The sequence below is a fragment of the Pseudomonas sp. TE12234 genome (assembly GCF_054061835.1).
The window spans coordinates 89,203-107,644 of record NZ_JBSSEP010000007.1 but is presented as its reverse complement, the minus strand read 5'-3'; the positions used below and the strand labels follow the sequence as shown (position 1 = coordinate 107,644).

At 59.9% G+C, this 18,442-nt stretch carries 19 protein-coding genes and 1 riboswitch; of the genes, 12 read left to right on the top strand and 7 right to left on the bottom strand.

Annotated features, from left to right (window positions below):
* Positions 1-43: 43 nt before the first annotated feature.
* The 4 genes from ACVWYU_RS13345 (at position 44) to ACVWYU_RS13330 (ending at position 3,752) form a co-directional block, all read left to right on the top strand.
* Positions 44-526: a PaaI family thioesterase gene (locus ACVWYU_RS13345; protein WP_457372928.1), complete on the top strand. Its 483-nt coding sequence runs from the start codon at positions 44-46 to the stop codon at positions 524-526.
* Positions 519-971, top strand: a complete 453-nt coding sequence (locus ACVWYU_RS13340; protein ID WP_090324169.1) for a PaaI family thioesterase — start codon at positions 519-521, stop codon at positions 969-971. The genes ACVWYU_RS13345 and ACVWYU_RS13340 overlap by 8 nt, the downstream gene beginning before the upstream one ends.
* An 80-nt stretch (positions 972-1,051) precedes the next feature.
* Complete coding sequence (htpG, locus tag ACVWYU_RS13335; RefSeq protein WP_390956918.1) at positions 1,052-2,956, top strand: molecular chaperone HtpG; 1,905 nt, start codon at positions 1,052-1,054, stop codon at positions 2,954-2,956.
* A gap of 67 nt (positions 2,957-3,023) precedes the next feature.
* Entirely contained in the window at positions 3,024-3,752 is a 729-nt protein-coding gene (locus ACVWYU_RS13330) for a dienelactone hydrolase family protein (RefSeq protein ID WP_247257558.1), read from the top strand.
* A gap of 156 nt (positions 3,753-3,908) precedes the next feature.
* Here ACVWYU_RS13330 and ACVWYU_RS13325 read toward each other — a convergent pair whose 3' ends face one another.
* Together ACVWYU_RS13325 and ACVWYU_RS13320 are read right to left on the bottom strand one after the other, a co-directional pair.
* Entirely contained in the window at positions 3,909-4,769 is an 861-nt protein-coding gene (locus tag ACVWYU_RS13325) for a pirin family protein (protein ID WP_457372882.1), read from the bottom strand.
* Positions 4,770-4,832: 63 nt separating this feature from the next.
* A complete protein-coding gene (locus tag ACVWYU_RS13320) occupies positions 4,833-5,249 on the bottom strand; it encodes an OsmC family protein (RefSeq protein WP_247257556.1) in 417 nt (138 codons plus the stop codon).
* A 247-nt stretch (positions 5,250-5,496) separates the two neighbouring features.
* Between ACVWYU_RS13320 and ACVWYU_RS13315 the strand changes: the two genes are divergently transcribed.
* Positions 5,497-7,122 carry a methyl-accepting chemotaxis protein gene (locus tag ACVWYU_RS13315; protein WP_457372881.1) on the top strand — a complete coding sequence of 542 codons (1,626 nt, stop codon included), beginning with the start codon at positions 5,497-5,499 and terminating at the stop codon, positions 7,120-7,122.
* A gap of 95 nt (positions 7,123-7,217) precedes the next feature.
* Here ACVWYU_RS13315 and ACVWYU_RS13310 read toward each other — a convergent pair whose 3' ends face one another.
* The 3 genes from ACVWYU_RS13310 to purM are packed head-to-tail and all read right to left on the bottom strand — an operon-like array spanning position 7,218 to position 9,648.
* Positions 7,218-7,931, bottom strand: coding sequence for a DUF3108 domain-containing protein (locus ACVWYU_RS13310; protein WP_390956915.1), 714 nt, complete (start codon positions 7,929-7,931; stop codon positions 7,218-7,220).
* 8 nt (positions 7,932-7,939) lie between these two features.
* Complete coding sequence (purN, locus tag ACVWYU_RS13305; protein WP_457372880.1) at positions 7,940-8,590, bottom strand: phosphoribosylglycinamide formyltransferase; 651 nt, start codon at positions 8,588-8,590, stop codon at positions 7,940-7,942.
* The gene (purM, locus tag ACVWYU_RS13300) at positions 8,590-9,648 is read right to left on the bottom strand and encodes a phosphoribosylformylglycinamidine cyclo-ligase (protein ID WP_090324158.1); all 1,059 of its coding nucleotides are present in this window, start codon (positions 9,646-9,648) and stop codon (positions 8,590-8,592) included. Before purM ends, purN begins: the two co-directional genes overlap by 1 nt.
* Before the next feature lie 384 nt (positions 9,649-10,032).
* Between purM and ACVWYU_RS13295 the strand changes: the two genes are divergently transcribed.
* The 6 genes from ACVWYU_RS13295 to ACVWYU_RS13270 all read left to right on the top strand — a co-directional run bounded on the left by ACVWYU_RS13295 (position 10,033) and on the right by ACVWYU_RS13270 (position 15,352).
* Positions 10,033-11,088 carry a DUF2066 domain-containing protein gene (locus ACVWYU_RS13295; RefSeq protein WP_457372879.1) on the top strand — a complete coding sequence of 352 codons (1,056 nt, stop codon included), beginning with the start codon at positions 10,033-10,035 and terminating at the stop codon, positions 11,086-11,088.
* 36 nt (positions 11,089-11,124) lie between these two features.
* On the top strand, positions 11,125-12,198 hold the full coding sequence (locus tag ACVWYU_RS13290) for an AI-2E family transporter (protein ID WP_247257553.1): 1,074 nt from the start codon (positions 11,125-11,127) through the stop codon (positions 12,196-12,198).
* Between the two features lie 197 nt (positions 12,199-12,395).
* Complete coding sequence (gene hda / locus ACVWYU_RS13285) at positions 12,396-13,100, top strand: DnaA regulatory inactivator Hda (protein WP_007898944.1); 705 nt, start codon at positions 12,396-12,398, stop codon at positions 13,098-13,100.
* A 227-nt stretch (positions 13,101-13,327) separates the two neighbouring features.
* Entirely contained in the window at positions 13,328-13,969 is a 642-nt protein-coding gene (locus ACVWYU_RS13280) for a C40 family peptidase (RefSeq protein WP_090324152.1), read from the top strand.
* A 165-nt stretch (positions 13,970-14,134) separates the two neighbouring features.
* Positions 14,135-14,671: a C40 family peptidase gene (locus ACVWYU_RS13275; protein WP_090324150.1), complete on the top strand. Its 537-nt coding sequence runs from the start codon at positions 14,135-14,137 to the stop codon at positions 14,669-14,671.
* Positions 14,672-14,689: 18 nt separating this feature from the next.
* Positions 14,690-15,352, top strand: a complete 663-nt coding sequence (locus ACVWYU_RS13270) for a class I SAM-dependent methyltransferase (RefSeq protein ID WP_090324148.1) — start codon at positions 14,690-14,692, stop codon at positions 15,350-15,352.
* A 39-nt stretch (positions 15,353-15,391) separates the two neighbouring features.
* Here ACVWYU_RS13270 and ACVWYU_RS13265 read toward each other — a convergent pair whose 3' ends face one another.
* Positions 15,392-16,705: a PQQ-dependent sugar dehydrogenase gene (locus tag ACVWYU_RS13265; RefSeq protein ID WP_457372878.1), complete on the bottom strand. Its 1,314-nt coding sequence runs from the start codon at positions 16,703-16,705 to the stop codon at positions 15,392-15,394.
* Positions 16,706-16,772: 67 nt separating this feature from the next.
* Entirely contained in the window at positions 16,773-17,357 is a 585-nt protein-coding gene (locus tag ACVWYU_RS13260; RefSeq protein ID WP_248914761.1) for a hypothetical protein, read from the bottom strand.
* 151 nt (positions 17,358-17,508) lie between these two features.
* Positions 17,509-17,739, top strand: a riboswitch (cobalamin riboswitch).
* A gap of 82 nt (positions 17,740-17,821) precedes the next feature.
* On the opposite strand from ACVWYU_RS13260, the gene cobO reads away from it, so the two are divergent.
* Positions 17,822-18,433 carry a cob(I)yrinic acid a,c-diamide adenosyltransferase gene (gene cobO / locus ACVWYU_RS13255; RefSeq protein ID WP_247257549.1) on the top strand — a complete coding sequence of 204 codons (612 nt, stop codon included), beginning with the start codon at positions 17,822-17,824 and terminating at the stop codon, positions 18,431-18,433.
* Positions 18,434-18,442 lie beyond the last annotated feature (9 nt).

Sequence of the window (18,442 nt, the reverse complement as noted above, 5' to 3'; positions counted from 1 at the left end):
CCGTTACTTCACTGCACGAATTTTAAATGTGAGTTTCTATCAAATGGCCGAAAACCCCGTTTTTGAGCGCGCCACACGATTCTTGTCGGCACTGCGCCATTGCCAGGTCCTTGGGCTTCGCGTTCACAGTGCCAGCAGCGAAGGGCTGACGGTGGTGCTGCCCTATAGCCCGCAAATCGTCGGAAATCAGCAAACCGGAGTCATCCATGGCGGTGCGCTGACCACACTGATGGACACCGCCTGCGGCATGTCCACCCTCTGTGTACTGCCGGAGTTCGAGGTCTGCCCGACCCTCGACCTGCGCATCGACTACATGCACGCCGCCGAGCCGAATAAAGATGTCTTCGGTTTCGCCCAGTGCTACCGCGTGACCACCGATGTGATCTTTGCCCGCGGCTTCGCCTATCAGGACGATCCGGAGCAGCCCATTGCCCACGTGGTGGGCACCTTCATGCGGATGGGCAAGGGCATCAAGGGCGCCAAAGGCTTTGGTGGTGCGATCACAGGAGGCGCAAAAAATGACTGATTCCTTCAAGGAGCAACTGCGGCTGGCTCATGAGCGGGGCGACTATGCCGTGCTGTTGCAGCGCATTCCCTATGCCACGCTGATCGGCGTTGAATGCTCGCGGGTGGGGGACGAACTGCTGTTTCGTCTGCCGGCCAACAAGGACAACATCGGCAATCCCTTATTGCCGGCCATCCACGGCGGAGTGATTGCCGGTTTCATGGAGCTTGCTGCTGCGCTGCACCTGCTGGTGTTCACCGGTTCGCCAGGTGTGCCGAAGATTATCGACTTCTCCCTCGACTACCTGCGCGCCGGGCAGTTTCGCGATACCTGGGCCCGATGCCAGGTATGCCGCCAGGGACGCCGGGTCGCCAACGTCGCAATCACCGCCTGGCAAAGTACCGAAACCGAACCCATCGCCACGGCCCGGGCACATTTCAAACTTGAGGAGCCCTTGAAATCCTGAACACCGCCCCCAACTCTGATCACATCCCGCTGCTGGCCCTCAGGGTCGCGGCTTAGCCATCTGATTGGAGTTTGATGACCATGAGTGTGGAAACTCAAAAGGAAACCCTGGGCTTCCAGACCGAGGTGAAGCAACTGCTGCACCTCATGATCCATTCGCTGTATTCCAACAAGGAAATTTTCCTTCGCGAACTGATCTCGAACGCCTCTGACGCTGTAGACAAATTACGTTTCGAAGCGCTGTCCAAGCCAGAACTGCTGGAAGGCGGCGCCGAACTGAAAATCCGTGTGAGCTTCGATAAGGACGCCAAGACCGTCACCCTCGAAGACAACGGCATCGGCATGAGCCGTGAGGATGCGATCACGCACTTGGGCACCATCGCCAAATCCGGCACCGCCGACTTCATGAAACACCTGACCGGTGACCAGAAGAAAGACTCGCACCTGATCGGTCAGTTCGGTGTCGGTTTCTACTCTGCTTTCATCGTCGCTGACAAAGTCGACGTGTACAGCCGTCGTGCCGGCAGCGCCGCCAGCGAAGGCGTGCACTGGTCTTCCAAAGGTGAAGGCGACTTCGAAGTTGCAACCATCGATAAAGCCGAGCGCGGCACCCGTATCGTCCTGCACCTGAAATCCGGTGAAGACGAGTTCGCCGATGGCTGGCGCCTGCGCAACATCATCAAGAAGTATTCCGACCACATCGCCTTGCCGATCGAGCTGCCAAAAGAAGTGGCCGCCGTCGAAGGCGAAGAGAAGCCGGCCGCCGAATGGGAAACCGTCAACCGCGCCAGCGCCCTGTGGACCCGTCCGCGTACCGAGATCAAGGACGAGGAATACCAGGAGTTCTACAAGCACATCGCTCACGACTTCGAAAACCCACTGAGCTGGAGCCACAACAAGGTCGAAGGCAAGCTGGAGTACAGCTCGCTGTTGTACGTGCCGGCCCGTGCTCCGTTCGACCTGTACCAGCGTGAAGCGCCGAAAGGCCTGAAGCTATACGTGCAGCGTGTGTTCGTCATGGACCAGGCTGAGTCGTTCCTGCCGCTGTACCTGCGCTTCATCAAGGGTGTGGTCGACTCCAATGACCTGTCGCTGAACGTGTCGCGGGAAATCCTGCAGAAAGACCCGATCATTGACTCCATGAAGTCGGCGCTGACCAAGCGCGTTCTGGACATGCTGGAAAAACTGGCGAAGAACGAGCCTGAGCAATACAAAGGCTTCTGGAAAAACTTCGGCCAGGTCATGAAAGAAGGTCCGGCAGAAGACTTCGCCAACAAAGAGAAAATCGCTGGCCTGCTGCGGTTCGCATCGACCAACGGTGACGACGGCGAGCAAGTGGTGGGTCTGGCCGATTACCTGGCTCGCGCCAAGGAAGGTCAGGACAAGATCTACTACCTGACCGGCGAAACCTACGCGCAGGTCAAGAACAGCCCGCACCTGGAAGTCTTCCGCAAGAAAGGCATCGAAGTGCTGCTGCTGACCGACCGTATCGACGAGTGGCTGATGAGCTACCTCAACGACTTCGACGGCAAGAGCTTTGTTGACGTGGCACGCGGTGACCTGGACCTGGGCAACCTGGATTCGGAAGAGGACAAAAAGGCCGCGGAAGAAGTCGCCAAGTCCAAGGAAGGTCTGGTTGAGCGTCTGAAAACTGCGCTGGGCGAATCCGTTGCCGAAGTTCGGGTTTCCCATCGCCTGACCGATTCCCCTGCGATTCTGGCCATCGGCGAGCAGGACCTGGGCCTGCAAATGCGTCAGATCCTGGAAGCCAGCGGGCAGAAGGTTCCGGATTCGAAACCGATCTTCGAATTCAACCCGGCTCACCCGCTGATCGAGAAGCTCGACAACGAGCAGAGCGACGAACGCTTCGGCGACCTGTCGCACATCCTCTTCGATCAGGCGGCCCTGGCGGCCGGCGACAGCCTGAAGGATCCGGCGGCGTACGTGCGTCGTCTGAATAAGCTATTGGTTGAGCTGTCGGCTTAACTGCGTTGTAGAAAAACCCGCTTCGGCGGGTTTTTTCATTCTGGTGTTTAACATTCAGGAGTCAGAAATGAGCCAAATCACTGTACGTTCCGTTGCCTATCAAATTGACGGTCAGCCTTACGAAAGCCGTCTGGCTTTTGACGCCGACCTTAAGGGCCCGCGTCCGGGCCTGTTGATGGCGCCGAACTGGATGGGCGTCAGCGCTGGCGCCGAGGAAATCGCCAGGTCGGTGGCGGCCAAGGGTTACGTGGTACTGATCGCTGATCTTTACGGTCAATCGGTTCGTCCACAGAACAACGATGAAGCGGGCGCGGCGATGATGCCGTTGAAGAACGACCGTCCATTGTTGCGCAAGCGTATGCAAGCAGCGTTCGAACAGCTGCAAAGCCAGGGCGAAGTGGCCGTTGATACCTCGAAGCTGGCCACGTTCGGTTTCTGCTTTGGTGGATGCTGCGCGCTGGAGTTGGCCCGTACCGGTGCGCCGGTGAAAGCGGCAGTCTCCTTCCATGGCACCCTCGACACCCCGGACGTCAATGATGCGAAAAACATCAAGGGCAAGGTGTTGGTCCTGCATGGTGCTTCCGATCCGTTGGTGCCGAAAGAACAGCTGCCGGCGTTTGAAGAGGAAATGAATGCTGCAGGCGTGGATTGGCAACTGCTCAGCTACGGCGGCGCGTTCCATTCATTCACCGATCCGCATGCAAATGTGCCGGGCATGATGATGTATAACGCCAAGGTTGCTGCTCGGGCGTTTACCTCGATGCACAACTTGCTGGATGAAGTGTTCAAGGGCTGATGTTGTCCGTCACTGGCTAATGCAGTGCCCGGGCTGGCCTCTTCGCGGGCAAGCCCGCTCCCACAGGAGCTGATGGCGTTCGCATAATTTGTGAATCACCTCGAACCCTGTGGGAGCTGGCTTGCCAGCGAAGGCGACCTGCCATGCGATACAAAACTACGGCAATTCGATCCGCTCGACTTCCCCCGGCACCGTAGGCCAATCCCCGGCCGCCCAGCGTCGGCGCGCTTCATCGATAGCCGCCGGATCGCTCGCCACAAAATTCCAGTTGATCCGTCGCGGACCATCCAGCGGGGCACCGCCAAACAACACGGCATGGCAGTCGCTTTCGGCGAACAACGTCATTTCCTCCCCTTCAGGCAATACCACCAGTGCATGGGGCTCCACAGTCTCGCCGTCCAGTTGCACCTCGCCGCTCAAGACATACAGCGCACGTTCTTCATGTTCGGTGGGGATCAGCAGCGTCGTCGCCGATTGCAGGGTCAACTCCGCATAGAGCGTCGGAGACAGTACGGGTACCGGCGATTCCAGGCAGAAGCCTGTCCCGGCAATCATGCGGATGTTCACCCCCAGGTTCTCGCTGACCGGGAGTGTGGCGGCGGGGTGATGGCTGTAATGCCCCGGACCTTGTTCATGATCCTTGGGCGAGGCCAGCCAGATCTGCAGGCCGTGCATCGTAAAGCCGTTTTCCTTGAGCGCCTCTGGCGTGCGCTCGACATGGGCAATCGCGCTGCCGGCGGTCATCCAGCTGACATCGCCGGTATCCACCACCTGATCGGAGCCGAGGCTGTCCTTGTGCTGGATCTGCCCCTGGAACAGGTAGGTGAGGGTGGAAAGACCGATGTGCGGATGTTGGCGGATGTTCATGCCTTTGCCCGGCGGGTAGCGGGTTTCCAGCATATGGTCGAAAAACACAAAGGGTCCGACGCTGCGGCATTTGGCGGACGGCAGTGGACGAAGAATCGGCTGGCCCTCGACATCTTCGGCGCGGGGGCGGATCACGAGCGGAGTGTTCATGGTGCATTCCAGGCTGGGGCGGGTGATGCGTTCGAGCATAACCCGCTTGTGCAGCCCTTGCCGCTATTGGCTGAACGCACCCTCGGACAAATGGGTTTCGATGCTGACGTCGCTGGTGGTCATCAACTTGTGAATCGGGCAGCGGTCGGCCACGCGGTGCAGTTCTTCGCGCTGGGCGTCAGTGAGTACGCCCTTGAGGGTCAGTTTGACGTGCAGTGCGTATTGGCCTTTCTGCTCCTGGCTGTTGTCGCGCTTGACCTCGACCCCGACTCCGGTCAGCGGAATGTCTTTTTTCTTCGCGTAAAGCTTCAGGGTCAGGGCCTTGCAGGCACCGAGGGCGGCGTCGAAATAATCATGGGGTTCAGGGGCCGAGCCTTCGCCGCCTGCTGAAGTTGGTACATCGGCAAAGAGCTCGTGGTCATCAATCTGGACGCTGTGACGAAAGCCTTCGCTGGAGACGGTGTTCACGGTAACTGTCATGGGAAACCTCGCAGGCAACTGGAAATTTATTCGATCAAAAAAGACCTCGAAGGTATAGAGCATTCTCGCCGATGCGTGTTCAGGTTGATTTACCGATCGTGGATTTGACGCTGAATCGTTACTGCCTGTTGAACGTAGTAGTAAGGCTTTTTGATATCACTTTTTCGTCTTACGCAAATTTTCAACAGTCCGATACCGTCTAAGAGACCAGCTGCCTGACGCAGCGCTTTTGGAAGGAACCAGGGGAATGAGTATCAGAAGTCTCAATATTGCGCCGCGCGCGAGTCTGGGTTTTGGCCTGTTGGCGTTGATGGTTTTTGGCTTGGGGGTATTTGCGCTGCTGCAAATGTCGAACATGCGGGCGCAGTCCGATCAAGTCGATGACAACTGGCTGCCCAGCGTGATGGCAGTCGGAGACATGAGTCAGGACATGTTGCGACTGCGAGCGCTGACCATGCGCTTGCTGATCAATCGCGATCCGCAGGCGCAGGCGCAGAATGTCAGCAAAATCAACGAACTTAAAAGTGTTCTCGAGCAGGCCCAGCAACGCTACGACAAGTTGATCGTGCTGCCTGAGGAGCGTGCGTTGTTCGATCGCTTCAAAGCGGCCGAGCGCAAGTATCTGCAATTTCAGAGTCAGGTGATGGCCGAAGCTACCCAGGGACGGGTGGATGAGGCGGCGGCCATTCTCAACGGCGAGATGAATCCGTTGGCCGATGAGATCACCATCGCCCTCAAGGAGCTGGTTGCACTCAACCAGAACAACGCCAATCTGGCGACAGAGGCCGGGCGTCAGGTGTTCAACCAGTCGCGGGTCTGGGTGGGGGTGATGATCGGTGTGAGCGCGCTGATCACCATTGGCCTGGCGCTCCTGTTGACTCGCAGTATCGTGTTGCCGCTGTCGCAATCGCTGAAAGTGGCCGAGGTGGTTGCTGGCGGCGATCTGACCGGTGTTATCGACATCACCGGCAAGGACGAACCCGCACGGCTGCTGCATGCGCTCAAGAGCATGCAACAGAGCCTGCGTGAAACCATTCAACGCATCTCCGATTCATCCAGCCAATTGGCCTCGGCCTCGGAGGAGCTCAGTTGCGTCACGGAAGACGCCACTCGTGGCCTGCATCAGCAGAGCCTGGAAATCGAGCAGGCGGCCACGGCGGTCAATCAGATGACCGCCGCCGTGGAGGAAGTGGCGAGCAATGCGGCGGCGACCTCGCAAGCCTCTCGCGAGTCCGATCGCATTGCCCAGCATGGTCGTGAGCAGGTGCATCAGACCGTGTTGTCGATCCAGTCGCTGGCCGAGGACGTCACCACCAATGTCACTCAGGTCGAGGATCTGGCGCAGAAGGTATATGGCATCACCAAAGTGCTGGACGTGATCCGCGCGATTGCCGAGCAGACCAATCTGCTGGCGTTGAATGCCGCGATTGAAGCCGCGCGGGCGGGGGAAGCGGGGCGCGGGTTTGCAGTGGTCGCCGATGAAGTACGGGCGCTGGCGCATCGCACCCAGCAGTCGACCCGGGAGATCGAGCAGATGATCGCGGGCATCCAGCAAGGCACCGATCTGGCTGTCAGCTCGATGCAGCACAGCAATACCCGTGCGCGCTCGACACTGGAGGCGGCGAAAGCGGCGGGCGAAGCACTGGAGGACATCGCTTCGGCATTCACCCTGATCAACGAGCGCAATATCGTGATTGCCAGCGCTTCCGAGGAGCAGGCGGCCGTGGCACGGGAAGTGGATCGAAACCTGACGAACATCCGCGATCTGGCGCTGCAAAGCTCGGCGGGGGCAAATCAGACCAGTGCCGCGAGTCAGGAGTTGTCACGCCTGGCGGTGGATCTGAATACGATGGTGGCGCGGTTTTCGGTCTAGGTGCCAGATGAAAAAAGCCCCGCGATGGCGGGGCGTGTTTGTCAGCTGGCGGAGATCAAATGTGTTGAGGGGGCTTGCCCCCCTCGCCACAGGGATCAGCTGCCTTTGACGGTCTTGCCGTTGACCTTGCCGTCCAGGAGCATGATGTTGTACTCCTTGCCGTCGGTTTCGACCTGTTGCAGACGAACCAGCAGGTAGTCCCAATCCTTGGCGAACCACATCACGGTGATGCGTTTGTTCTGTGTCGGGTCGCGCACACGTTCGACCTTGATCGCATCGATCATGCCGGCCTTGGTGTCGACTTTTTCAGTGCCCAATACGCGGAAGTCATAGGTATCGACATCACTGCCGTCGACCACCTGATAGTTCATGCTTTTCTTGCCGGCGGCGACGTCTTCCTGCAAGGCCAGCTGATAGCTGGATTTGTCGAGCATGCCACGGTTCAGCGGAACCTTGACTGCATCACCGCGATCGGTGCCGGTGATCATTTTGGCGTTCCAGTCGAAATCCAGGTCCGACTTCTTGGCCTTGCCCAGGCCGCCTCGTTCAAAGTGGTAGGACTGTGGCAGCAAGGTGTCTTTGTCCAGGGTCAGCGTACTTTCTTCGGTGAGGCTGGCGATCATCATCGAAGCCTTGAAGCTGAGCTTCCAGACACCATTCGCTTCCTGGGTCAGGCTGCGTTCGGCGGTGCCGCTCATGGGTAACTGCTTCCAGTCTGCTGTGTAGCTGGCGGAGAAAGGTTGAAGGTCCGCAGCCTGCGCGAATGGCAAGGCGAGCAGAGCACAAGCGAAGAGCAGGGCACGACGCATAAAATCTCCTAGGTTCGAATCAAGTGGCCGCTGGCCGCGAGTAACTGTCCATCCAGTAAAGCACCTTGCTCGCCGAGCGATAACCGGCCTTCGGCGAACCAGCGGACGGCCAACGGGTAGATCAGGTGTTCCTGAACATGGACCCGCTGAGCGAGGCTCTGCGGCGAGTCGTGTAACTCTACCGGTATTACTGCCTGTACGACCAGTGGTCCGCCATCGAGTTCCTCGGTGACAAAGTGTACGGAGCAGCCGTGTTCGGTATCACCGGCTTCCAGCGCTCGCTGATGAGTGTGTAACCCTTTGTATTTGGGCAGCAGCGAGGGATGGATATTGAGCAGGCGTCCTTGATAGTGGCGCACGAAGCCGGCACTGAGGATGCGCATGAAACCGGCCAGAACCACGAGTTGGGGATTGTAGGTGTCGATCAGTTCGATCAGCGCGGCATCGAAGGCCTCGCGGCCTTCGAAAGCCTTGTGATCCAGGGTGCGGGTGTCGATGCCCGCGTCCCTGGCGCGTTGCAGGCCGTAGGCGTCGGCGCGGTTGGAGATCACCGCAGCGATGCGGACCGGGCTGTCGCCGGTCCGCGTGCTGTCGATCAAGGCCTGCAAGTTACTGCCGGTGCCGGACAACAGCACCACAACATCACAGGTCTTGGGCATCAGTGAGCCTTGAGGTTCTTCAGTTCAACCTGGGCTGCGCCTTCGGCAGCAGTGGAGATCTGACCGATGACCCATGGCTGCTCGCCGGCTTCACGCAGAACCTTCAGGGCAGCTTCCACGTGCTCTTGCGCCACGCAGATGACCATGCCCACGCCGCAGTTCAGTACGCGGTGCATTTCGTTCTCGTCGACGTTGCCTTTCTCTTGCAGCCAGTCGAACACCGCCGGACGGGTCCAGCTTGCCACGTCAACCACTGCCTGAGCGCCTTTTGGCAGGACACGCGGGATGTTGTCCAGCAGGCCGCCACCGGTGATGTGAGCCATGGCTTTGACCGCGCCGGTTTCCTTGATCAGCTTGAGCAACGGCTTGACGTAGATGCGGGTAGGGGCCATCAGCAGGTCAGTCAGCGGCTTGCCGTCGAGCTGGGTGTTTTCGATGTCGGCACCGGAGACTTCGATGATCTTGCGGATCAGCGAGTAACCGTTGGAGTGCGGGCCGGACGACGGCAGGGCGAGCAGGGCATCGCCCGCCGCGACTTTGGAGCCGTCGATGATTTCGGATTTTTCCACGACGCCGACGCAGAAGCCGGCGAGGTCATAGTCTTCGCCTTCGTACATGCCAGGCATTTCAGCGGTTTCGCCGCCAACCAGGGAGCAGCCGGACAGTTCGCAGCCTGCACCGATGCCGGTCACGACCTGGGCCGCGGTGTCGACATTCAGTTTGCCGGTGGCGTAGTAGTCGAGGAAGAACAGCGGCTCGGCGCCGCACACCACCAGGTCGTTGACGCACATGGCAACCAGGTCGATGCCGATGCTGTCGTGCTTGTTCAGGTTCAGTGCCAGGCGCAGTTTGGTGCCGACGCCGTCAGTACCGGAAACCAGCACGGGCTGCTTGTAGCCAGCCGGGATTTCGCAGAGGGCGCCAAAACCGCCCAGGCCGCCCATGACTTCCGGGCGCGCAGTGCGCTTGGCGACGCTCTTGATGCGTTCGACCAATGCTTCACCGGCGTCGATGTCTACACCGGCGTCCTTGTAGCTCAGGGAGGGTTGCTTGCTCATGATCCAGGCCTTTAGGGGGGATTCAGGGGTAACGACCGAGTTCAGCGGGGCCGCCGAAATCGACGAGGGCGATTGCCTCACGCGAATTTCGAAAGTGCCCGGCTGTTGCCGGTCTGCGAAGGCGCGCGATTTTATCAGGCTTGAAGGGCAGCGGCCATCCTCAGGCCGACGGCAGGGGCATATCCGCCTAAAAAAACCGCATTTGCCCCGTGTTACTGGCATCCTTTACGCCTGCACAAGCTATCGCCATTAAGCGTCTATCGTTATGACAGTGCGAAAACTTACTCAGGACGTGTGAATGTTTTGCGCCGGGCGATGGTCACAGCCTTGCTCGATCGTCTTCATGCGGTCTGTTCCAGCCGCTCTTGTCGTCAGGAATCTTCCATGCGTTTTTGTAAATTCTTGTTTGTGGGCTGTTTGTCGCTGGTCAGTCTGGCCAGCCATGCCGAAACCGTCAAAGGCCTCTATCAGGTGCGCGAGCCCGTCAGCAGTCAGACGCAGGAGGAGCGTGATCAAGCGACTCAGCGCGCGCTGGATACGCTGGTGTTGCGCCTGACCGGCGACCCCAAGGCGGCGCAAAATCCGGGGCTGGCAGCGATTCGCAAAGACCCGCAGCAAATCATCAGTCAGTACGGATTCGATGCCGGCCCGCCGCAAGTGCTGAAAGTCGATTTCGACCCGACAACCACCGAGCAGGCGTTGCGCCGCGCCGGGCTGGCCTTGTGGGGCGCCAACCGGCCATCGATCCTCGGCTGGTGGTTGAACGACACCACGGAGGGTTCAAGCCTGGTGGGCGATGGCCAGGCCAGTGCGGCGCCCTTGCGTCGAGCCGCGCAACACCGTGGCCTGCCGTTGCGTCTGCCGCTGGCGGATTTGAACGAGCAGGTGGTCGCCACTGCGCCGAATCTGGAAAGCTCCGATCCTGCAGCGTTGCGTGCCGCCTCGGAGCGTTATAGCGCCGACGCTGTGCTGGCGGTGCATGCCCGTGAAGAGGGCGGCCAATGGCAGGCCAAATGGCATTTGTGGCTGGGCGACCAGAAAGAGGCCGGCAGCGTACAGGGTGCCGATCAGGCCGCCGTGGCGGATGCGGTGATGCTGGCGGTCAATGAACGTCTGGCGCCTCGATTCGTCGCCAGGGCCGGGGCTTCGACGCAGCAGTTGCTGGAAGTGCAGGGTATGAATCTTGAGCGCTATGCGACGCTCGGACGTTTGCTGGAACCTTTTGGCGGGCGGCCACAGAGTGTCGACGGCGACCGGATTCTGTATCGGGTCAATGGCAGTGTTGATCAATTGCGGGCGCAATTGTCGCTGGCCAAGTTGCAGGAGGTGGCCGCAGCGCCGACCCCGGTCCCGGTCGCCCCGGCCCAACCTTCGACCGGTTCGGCCCCGGCCGCGGCGCCCGCTCCGGTGGTGACGCCGCAGTTGCGTTTTCGCTGGTAGATTTTCTTTCTTTATATAGAAGCAATGGAGTGGTTCATGGCCGATACACGGCGTTGGTTCTGGTTGGGTGGCGTTGTTTTTATCTGCGCGTTTGTCTGGTTGCTGCATCCGATCCTCACGCCGTTCCTGGTGGCGTTACTGTTGGCCTACCTGTTCGATCCGCTGGTCGATCGTCTGGAAAAGGCCGGTTTGTCCCGGACCCTGGGCGTGGTCGCGGTGTTCGCACTGTTCACCCTGATCTTCACCACGTTGCTGCTGGTCCTGGTGCCGCTGCTCGCCAGGCAACTGTTCCGCTTGTATGAGCTGGCACCGCAGATGCTCGACTGGCTGCAGCACACCGCCCTGCCATGGGCGCAATCGAAGTTCGGTTTGTCGGAAGGCTTCTGGAAATTCGACAAGCTCAAGGCCGCGATCAGCGAGCACATGGGCCAGACCACCGACATCGTCGGCGTGGTGCTGAGCCAGGCCACGGCATCCGGCCTGGCATTGATTGGCTGGCTGGCGAATCTGGTTTTGATTCCGGTCGTCAGTTTCTATCTGCTGCGGGACTGGGACCTGATGATGGCCAAGATTCGCAGCCTGCTGCCGCGTGATCGTGAAGAGCGCGTGGTGTTGCTGGCTGATGAATGCCATGAAGTGCTCGGAGCGTTTGTCCGTGGCCAGTTGCTGGTGATGGTGGCGCTGGGTGTGATCTACGCCGCCGGCCTGATGCTGGTGGGGCTGGAGTTGGGGCTGTTGATCGGCCTGATTGCCGGTCTGGCGGCCATTGTGCCGTACATGGGGTTTGTCATCGGGATCGGCGCGGCGCTGATCGCGGGCCTGTTTCAGTTTGGTGGCGATCTGTACCCCATGGTCGGGATCGTCGCGGTGTTCATGGTGGGGCAGGCGCTGGAGGGAATGGTGCTGACGCCATTGCTGGTGGGAGACCGGATTGGCCTGCATCCGGTGGCGGTGATCTTCGCGATTCTGGCCGGTGGCGAGCTGTTCGGTTTTACCGGCGTGTTGCTGGCGCTGCCGGTTGCCGCGGTGATCATGGTGCTGGTGCGCCATGTGCATGATTTATATAAGGATTCTGATATGTACAGCGGCGTCGACGAGCCAGAGCTCTAGGTCTGGTCGCAGGTATCCCGGTTCGATGCCGGGCTGCCGTCTGCACCGCCAAAGAAACTGTCATAAAACCGGGGCATCAACGCAAACCTTTGATTTTGCATGTGGTCTGTCGCATTGTGCGGTCGGCTTCACGGGTATAAACTTCGCAAACTTTACACAGAGGCCACTAACGGTTCCTTTGGAACTGTTCAGTCAGCATGAAACCGATTCAGCTGCCCCTAGGTGTGCGTCTGCGTGACGACGCCACCTTTATCAACTACTACCCAGGCGCCAATGCCGCTGCACTCGGCTATGTCGAGCGGCTATGCGAAGCCGACGCCGGCTGGACCGAAAGCCTGATTTACCTCTGGGGCAAGGACGGAGTAGGGCGTACGCATCTTTTGCAGGCGGCCTGCCTGCGCTTCGAGCAGTTGGGCGAACCGGCGGTCTACCTGCCATTGGCCGAGTTGCTGGATCGCGGCATAGAAATCCTCGACAACCTTGAACAGTACGAACTGGTCTGCCTGGATGATCTGCAGGCAGTGGCCGGGAAGGCCGACTGGGAAGAAGCGCTGTTCCATCTGTTCAATCGCCTGCGCGACAGTGGCCGGCGCCTGCTGATTGCCGCATCGACATCCCCACGTGAACTGCCGGTGAAGCTGGCGGACCTCAAGTCCCGCCTGACCCTGGCGTTGATCTTTCAGATGCGTCCGCTGTCCGACGAAGACAAGTTGCGTGCCCTGCAACTGCGCGCGTCGCGTCGGGGGCTGCACCTGACCGACGAAGTCGGACATTTTATCTTGACCCGCGGCACTCGCAGCATGAGCGCGCTATTCGAGTTGCTCGAGCGACTCGATCAGGCCTCCCTCCAGGCACAGCGCAAGCTGACAATTCCCTTCTTGAAAGAGACGCTTGGCTGGTAGAAAAAAGCCGGGAATGCCAATGCTGGCGGGGCTTTCGGCATATTTCAGGCGCCAGAAAATCCGCCTTCCTACAGGGTTGTAGGCTGCGCAGGTGTCTAAATGGGGCTTAAGCGCTTAGATGTTGGCGAGAAACTGAAAAGTCACAAAAAGTTCGATTGAATTTGCAAATGAGGTTGATAGCGGGCATAGTCTCGACTTCTTTACAACTATCAGCCACGGTCGTGCCCATGCTAAAGCGCTTCGCACCCCTCGTGCCTCTCGCACTCGTCACCCTGTTGTTCGGTTGCGCTGCTCACACTCCGGTGTCCCAGCAGGACCAACAGGTTAAAAATAGTGTTACCGCCCAATCTTCCGCTCGTTATCAGGAAGCTCTTTTCCAGGAAGAGACGGCCACCGAAAAAGAACTGGCTGCCTTCGCTGATGGCAAGTCCTACAAGCTGCCGGTTCTGGCCGACAGTATCCTCGAACGTGGCATGTCCCTGATCGGTACCCGTTACCGTTTCGGCGGTACCTCTGAAGCCGGTTTCGATTGCAGTGGTTTCATCGGCTATCTGTTCCGCGAAGAAGCGGGGATGAACCTGCCACGTTCCACTCGCGAAATGATCAACGTGGACGCGCCACTGGTGGCTCGCAGCAAGCTTGAGCCTGGTGACCTGCTGTTCTTCGCGACCAACGGTCGTCGCGGTCGTGTCAGTCACGCAGGGATCTACCTGGGTGACAACCAGTTCATCCACTCCAGCAGCCGCAAAAGCGGTGGCGTGCGGATTGATAGCCTGGGCGACAGCTACTGGAGCAAGACCTTCATCGAAGCCAAGCGTGCACTCGCCATGGCACCGAATGCTGAACCGATCGTCACCGCACGCAAGTAAGCGGACATTTTGTAAGGCGAACTTAAAGTCTTACTTGAAGTTTGCTACATAAGCGCTAGAATCTGATCCATGAATGATGGCAAACCGCCTGCGTGACGCGCAGGCGGTTTTGTTTTCTGCGCCCCCAGCAGAAAAAAGCCGCAGCCAGATCAGGATGTTCTGCTTATGTCGACGTCGGCCCGCCTCACAATCATGCTTTTCGCAGCGCTGCTCAGTGCGTGTGCCAGCCGCACGCCGCCACCTGCGCCTGTGGTTCGCGCTCCCATTATTTTCGGTTCTTCCCAGGCCTTTTCTCCTGAAGCGGAGGATGTGCTGTTCCGCGCGTTGGGATTGGTGGGGACGCCTTATCGCTGGGGCGGCAACACGCCGGATTCCGGCTTTGATTGCAGTGGGCTGATCGGCTATGTGTACCGCGATGTCGCCGGCATTTCCCTGCCGCGCACCACGCGGGAGATGATCTCCATGCAAGCGGCCGATGTGGGCAAGGAAGGCCTGCAGACCGGTGATCTGATCTTCTTTGCCACCAATGGCGGTTCGCAGGTCAGTCATGCGGGCATTTACGTCGGCGAAGGCCGCTTCGTGCATGCACCTGCCACCGGCGGCACAGTCAAGCTCGACAGCTTGTCCAAGGCGTATTGGCAGAAAGCCTACCTGAGCGCCAAGCGTGTCCTGCAACCGGAACACCTGGCGCGCAACCCGTAATTGCCAGAGAGTGCTCTCATGACCGCTCGCACGCTCAATCTCGACGACTCGCTCTATCACTACCTGCTCGACGTATCCCTGCGCGAAACGCCGCTGCTCAAGCGCTTGCGCGACGAAACCCAGGCGCTGCCCATGGCGCGCTGGCAAGTGGCGCCGGAGCAGGGTCAGTTTCTTGCATTGCTGGTGAAACTCACCGGTGCCCGACGTCTGCTGGAAATCGGCACCTTCACCGGTTACAGCGCGCTGTGCATGGCCGCGGCATTGCCCGATGACGGCTCATTGATCTGCTGCGACATGCCGGGTGACTACAACGCCACCGCACGCCGTTACTGGCAGGAGGCCGGGCTGGCCGGGCGAATCGATCTGCGTCTGGCACCTGCGCTGCAAACCCTGGACGAACTGGAACGGCAAGGGCAGGACGGGCGGTTCGATCTGGTATTCATCGACGCCGACAAGGCCAATTACCCCACTTATCTCGAGCACGCGCTGCGACTGCTGCGGGTGGGTGGCTTGGCGATATTCGATAACACGCTGTGGAGCGGGCGGGTGCTGGAAGAAAATCCGCAGAGTGCAGATACCCGAGCCATCCAGGCACTCAACCGTGCCTTGAAGGATGACTCGCGGGTGGATCTGTCGTTGTTGCCGCTGGGCGATGGGCTCACGCTTTGCCGCAAACGCTGATCCCTTGTGGCTCCAGGTGGGGGCGGGCTTGACGTGTCATTATTTAGCCGCTGAAACCCGCCAAACCTTGTTCCCCACATCATCTGCCACCAACAAGTCGCCCTGCTGATCGATCACCACGCCCACCGGCCGGCCCATGGCTTTTTCTTCGTTATTGAGGAAGCCCGTGAGTACATCCACCGGCTGCCCGCTGGGTTTACCGGCGCTGAACGGTACGAAGATCACCTTGTAGCCACTGTGTGGCTTGCGGTTCCATGAGCCGTGCTGGCCGACGAAGGCGCCTTCGGTGAACGGCGCCGGCAACCGGCTGCCTTCGGCAAATGTCAGGCCCAGTGACGCCGTGTGCGGGCCGACTGCATAGTCCGGCGCGATCGCCTTGGCTACCAGGTCCGGGTTCTGCGGTTCGACGCGAACGTCGACATGCTGGCCGTAGTAGCTGAACGGCCAGCCATAGAACGCGCCGTCCTTGACTGAGGTGATGTAGTCCGGCACCAGATCACTACCGATTTCATCGCGCTCATTGACCGCTGTCCACAGTGCGCCGCTTTGCGGCTCCCAGGACAGGCCATTGGGGTTGCGCAAGCCCGAGGCAAAGATCCGGTGGTTGCCGGTGGCGCGATCCACTTCCCAGATCGCCGCGCGACCTTCTTCCTTGTCCATGCCGTTTTCGGCGACGTTGCTGTTCGAACCCACCGTGACGTACAGCTTGCTGCCGTCCTTGCTGGCGATGACGTTTTTGGTCCAGTGGTGATTCAGCGTACCGCCGGGCAGGTCGAGCACTTTGACCGGTGGCGACTTGATCGCCGTATCACCGGTTTCATAGTGAAAGCGCAGCAGGCGATCGGTGTCGGCGACGTACAGGTCATTGCCGACCAGCGTCATGCCGAAGGGCGAGTTCAGGTTTTCCAGAAACACCCTGCGGGTTTCCGCGATGCCGTCGTGGTCCCGGTCGCGCAGCAAGGTGATGCGATTCGCGCTCGGCACGCCCGCACCGGCGCGGCCCATGACTTTCTTCATGACCCATCCGCGCAGGCCTGTGCCGTCATCGGGTTTGGGTGGGGCATTGGTTTCGGCGACCAGCACGTCGCCGTTGGGTAGCACATAGAGCCAGCGCGGGTGGTCGAGGTTCTCGGCGAACGCAGCGACTTGAGTGCCGGCAGCCGCGACGGGTCTCTCGCCGTCGGGCCAGCCAATCGCCGGGGCGATGTTGATCGTCGGCAGCAGCGTCTTGTTGGGTTCTGGCAACTTGGGTGACGGGCCGGTGCCGTCGGCGACTTGCAGGCTGGAGGTTTCACCGCAAGCGGCGAGCCCTCCGGCGAGCGCGATAACGAGAACGAGCTGGGGCTTGCGCATACTGATCTTCCCTGTGAATGCAGTGACCTGATCAATAGAGAAGTTTCGTTGCGCGATGGTTCAACCGTTAGCCGCGAGCTTCCTTGAGCAGCACGGCGATACCGGGGTGGTAGTGCCCCCCTTCGTTGCGCAACTTGCGGTAGGCGTAAGGAAAGTACCAGGCGACGGCGCAGGTGTGCTCTTTTTGCAGGTCGTCGACCATGTCCTGCAGTTCTTCCGGGGTGGCGCCTTGCTGGGCTTTGTGCGGTGCCACGAACAGGCAGCCGAGTTTCAGGTCGCTGGCGTAGCTGATGCGTTTGGCGTCACTGGTGATGTCCTGCAGGGCTTGCGTCAGGTTCAGGCTGTTGACCCGTGGCCAGCGTTGCGTGGCCTGCAACCAGGCGCGTGATTCAGGCGTGGCGATAAACAGATCGGCGCGGCCGTTGCGCTCGCCTTCCTCGATGTGTTTGCGCGTGGGCGATTGTTGCAGGGTCACCATTTCGGCCATCCAGGCGGCGGCGGAAAGCAGGCCGAGATTGGCTTTTTCGTCGAGCCAGTAAGGCGTTTCGTTATCGCCGCGCACGGCGTTGTAGCGGTCGATACAGTCAAACCAGCGCTCCAGCAGCGGGCGCAGGAATTCCAGCTTCGGATTGCTGATGATGATGCCTTGCATGGGGCTTACCCTTGTTATTGTGATGTGGGTTGTGGCTCTTTGATATCATTGCCTGCAGTGTGGCACAAGATTGGCGTCAGTTTATTGATCAACGGCAGTTATTCACTCGCTCGGCCGGTCTTCATTTGACGCTCCACCCCCAACCCTCTAACCTTCGCGGCTTGTTTCAGGTGCTCTGTGGCTTGGGTCGACAGAGTGAAACAGGGAAGCCGGTGAGTGGACGCTTCGAGCACGAAGGCCGCGATCCCGGCGCTGCCCCCGCAACGGTAAATGAGTGAAGACTGTGCCTTGAGCCACTGTGCCGAGTATCGACACGGGAAGGCGCACAGTCAGGCCAACGCCGCTCATGAGCCCGGAGACCGGCCTGATCCATCCAAGCGGCGTCACGGTGGGCGATGCCAGGCTTCTTGCCGTCTTTTCTTGTGCCTGCCCGCCGTTATCCTGCCTCAACGGAGAGCTCTCCCATGACTGATACCCCTGATCGTGACGAACGTCATCTGGCGCGCATGCTGCGCAAAAAAGCCGTGATCGATGAGCGCATCGCCAACTCCCCGAACGAATGCGGCCTGCTGCTGGTACTCACCGGCAACGGCAAGGGCAAGAGCAGCTCGGCGTTCGGCATGCTGGCCCGGTCGATGGGCCATGGCATGCAGTGCGGTGTGGTTCAGTTCATCAAGGGGCGCAACAGCACGGGTGAGGAGCTGTTCTTCCGGCGCTTCCCGGAGCAGGTGCGTTTTCATGTGATGGGCGAGGGCTTCACCTGGGAAACCCAGGATCGCCAGCGCGACATCGCCGCCGCCGAAGCGGCCTGGGCGGTTTCGCAACAGTTGCTGCGCGACCCCTCCATCGGCCTGGTGGTGCTGGATGAGTTGAACATAGCCCTCAAGCACGGCTACCTCGATCTCGATCAGGTGCTCGGCGACCTGCAGGCACGCCCGCCGATGCAACATGTGGTGGTTACCGGCCGTGGCGCCAAGCCGGAGATGATCGAGCTGGCTGACACCGTCACCGAAATGGGCATGATCAAGCACGCCTTCCAGGCCGGTATCAAGGCGCAAAAAGGCGTCGAGCTGTGAGTCGTATTG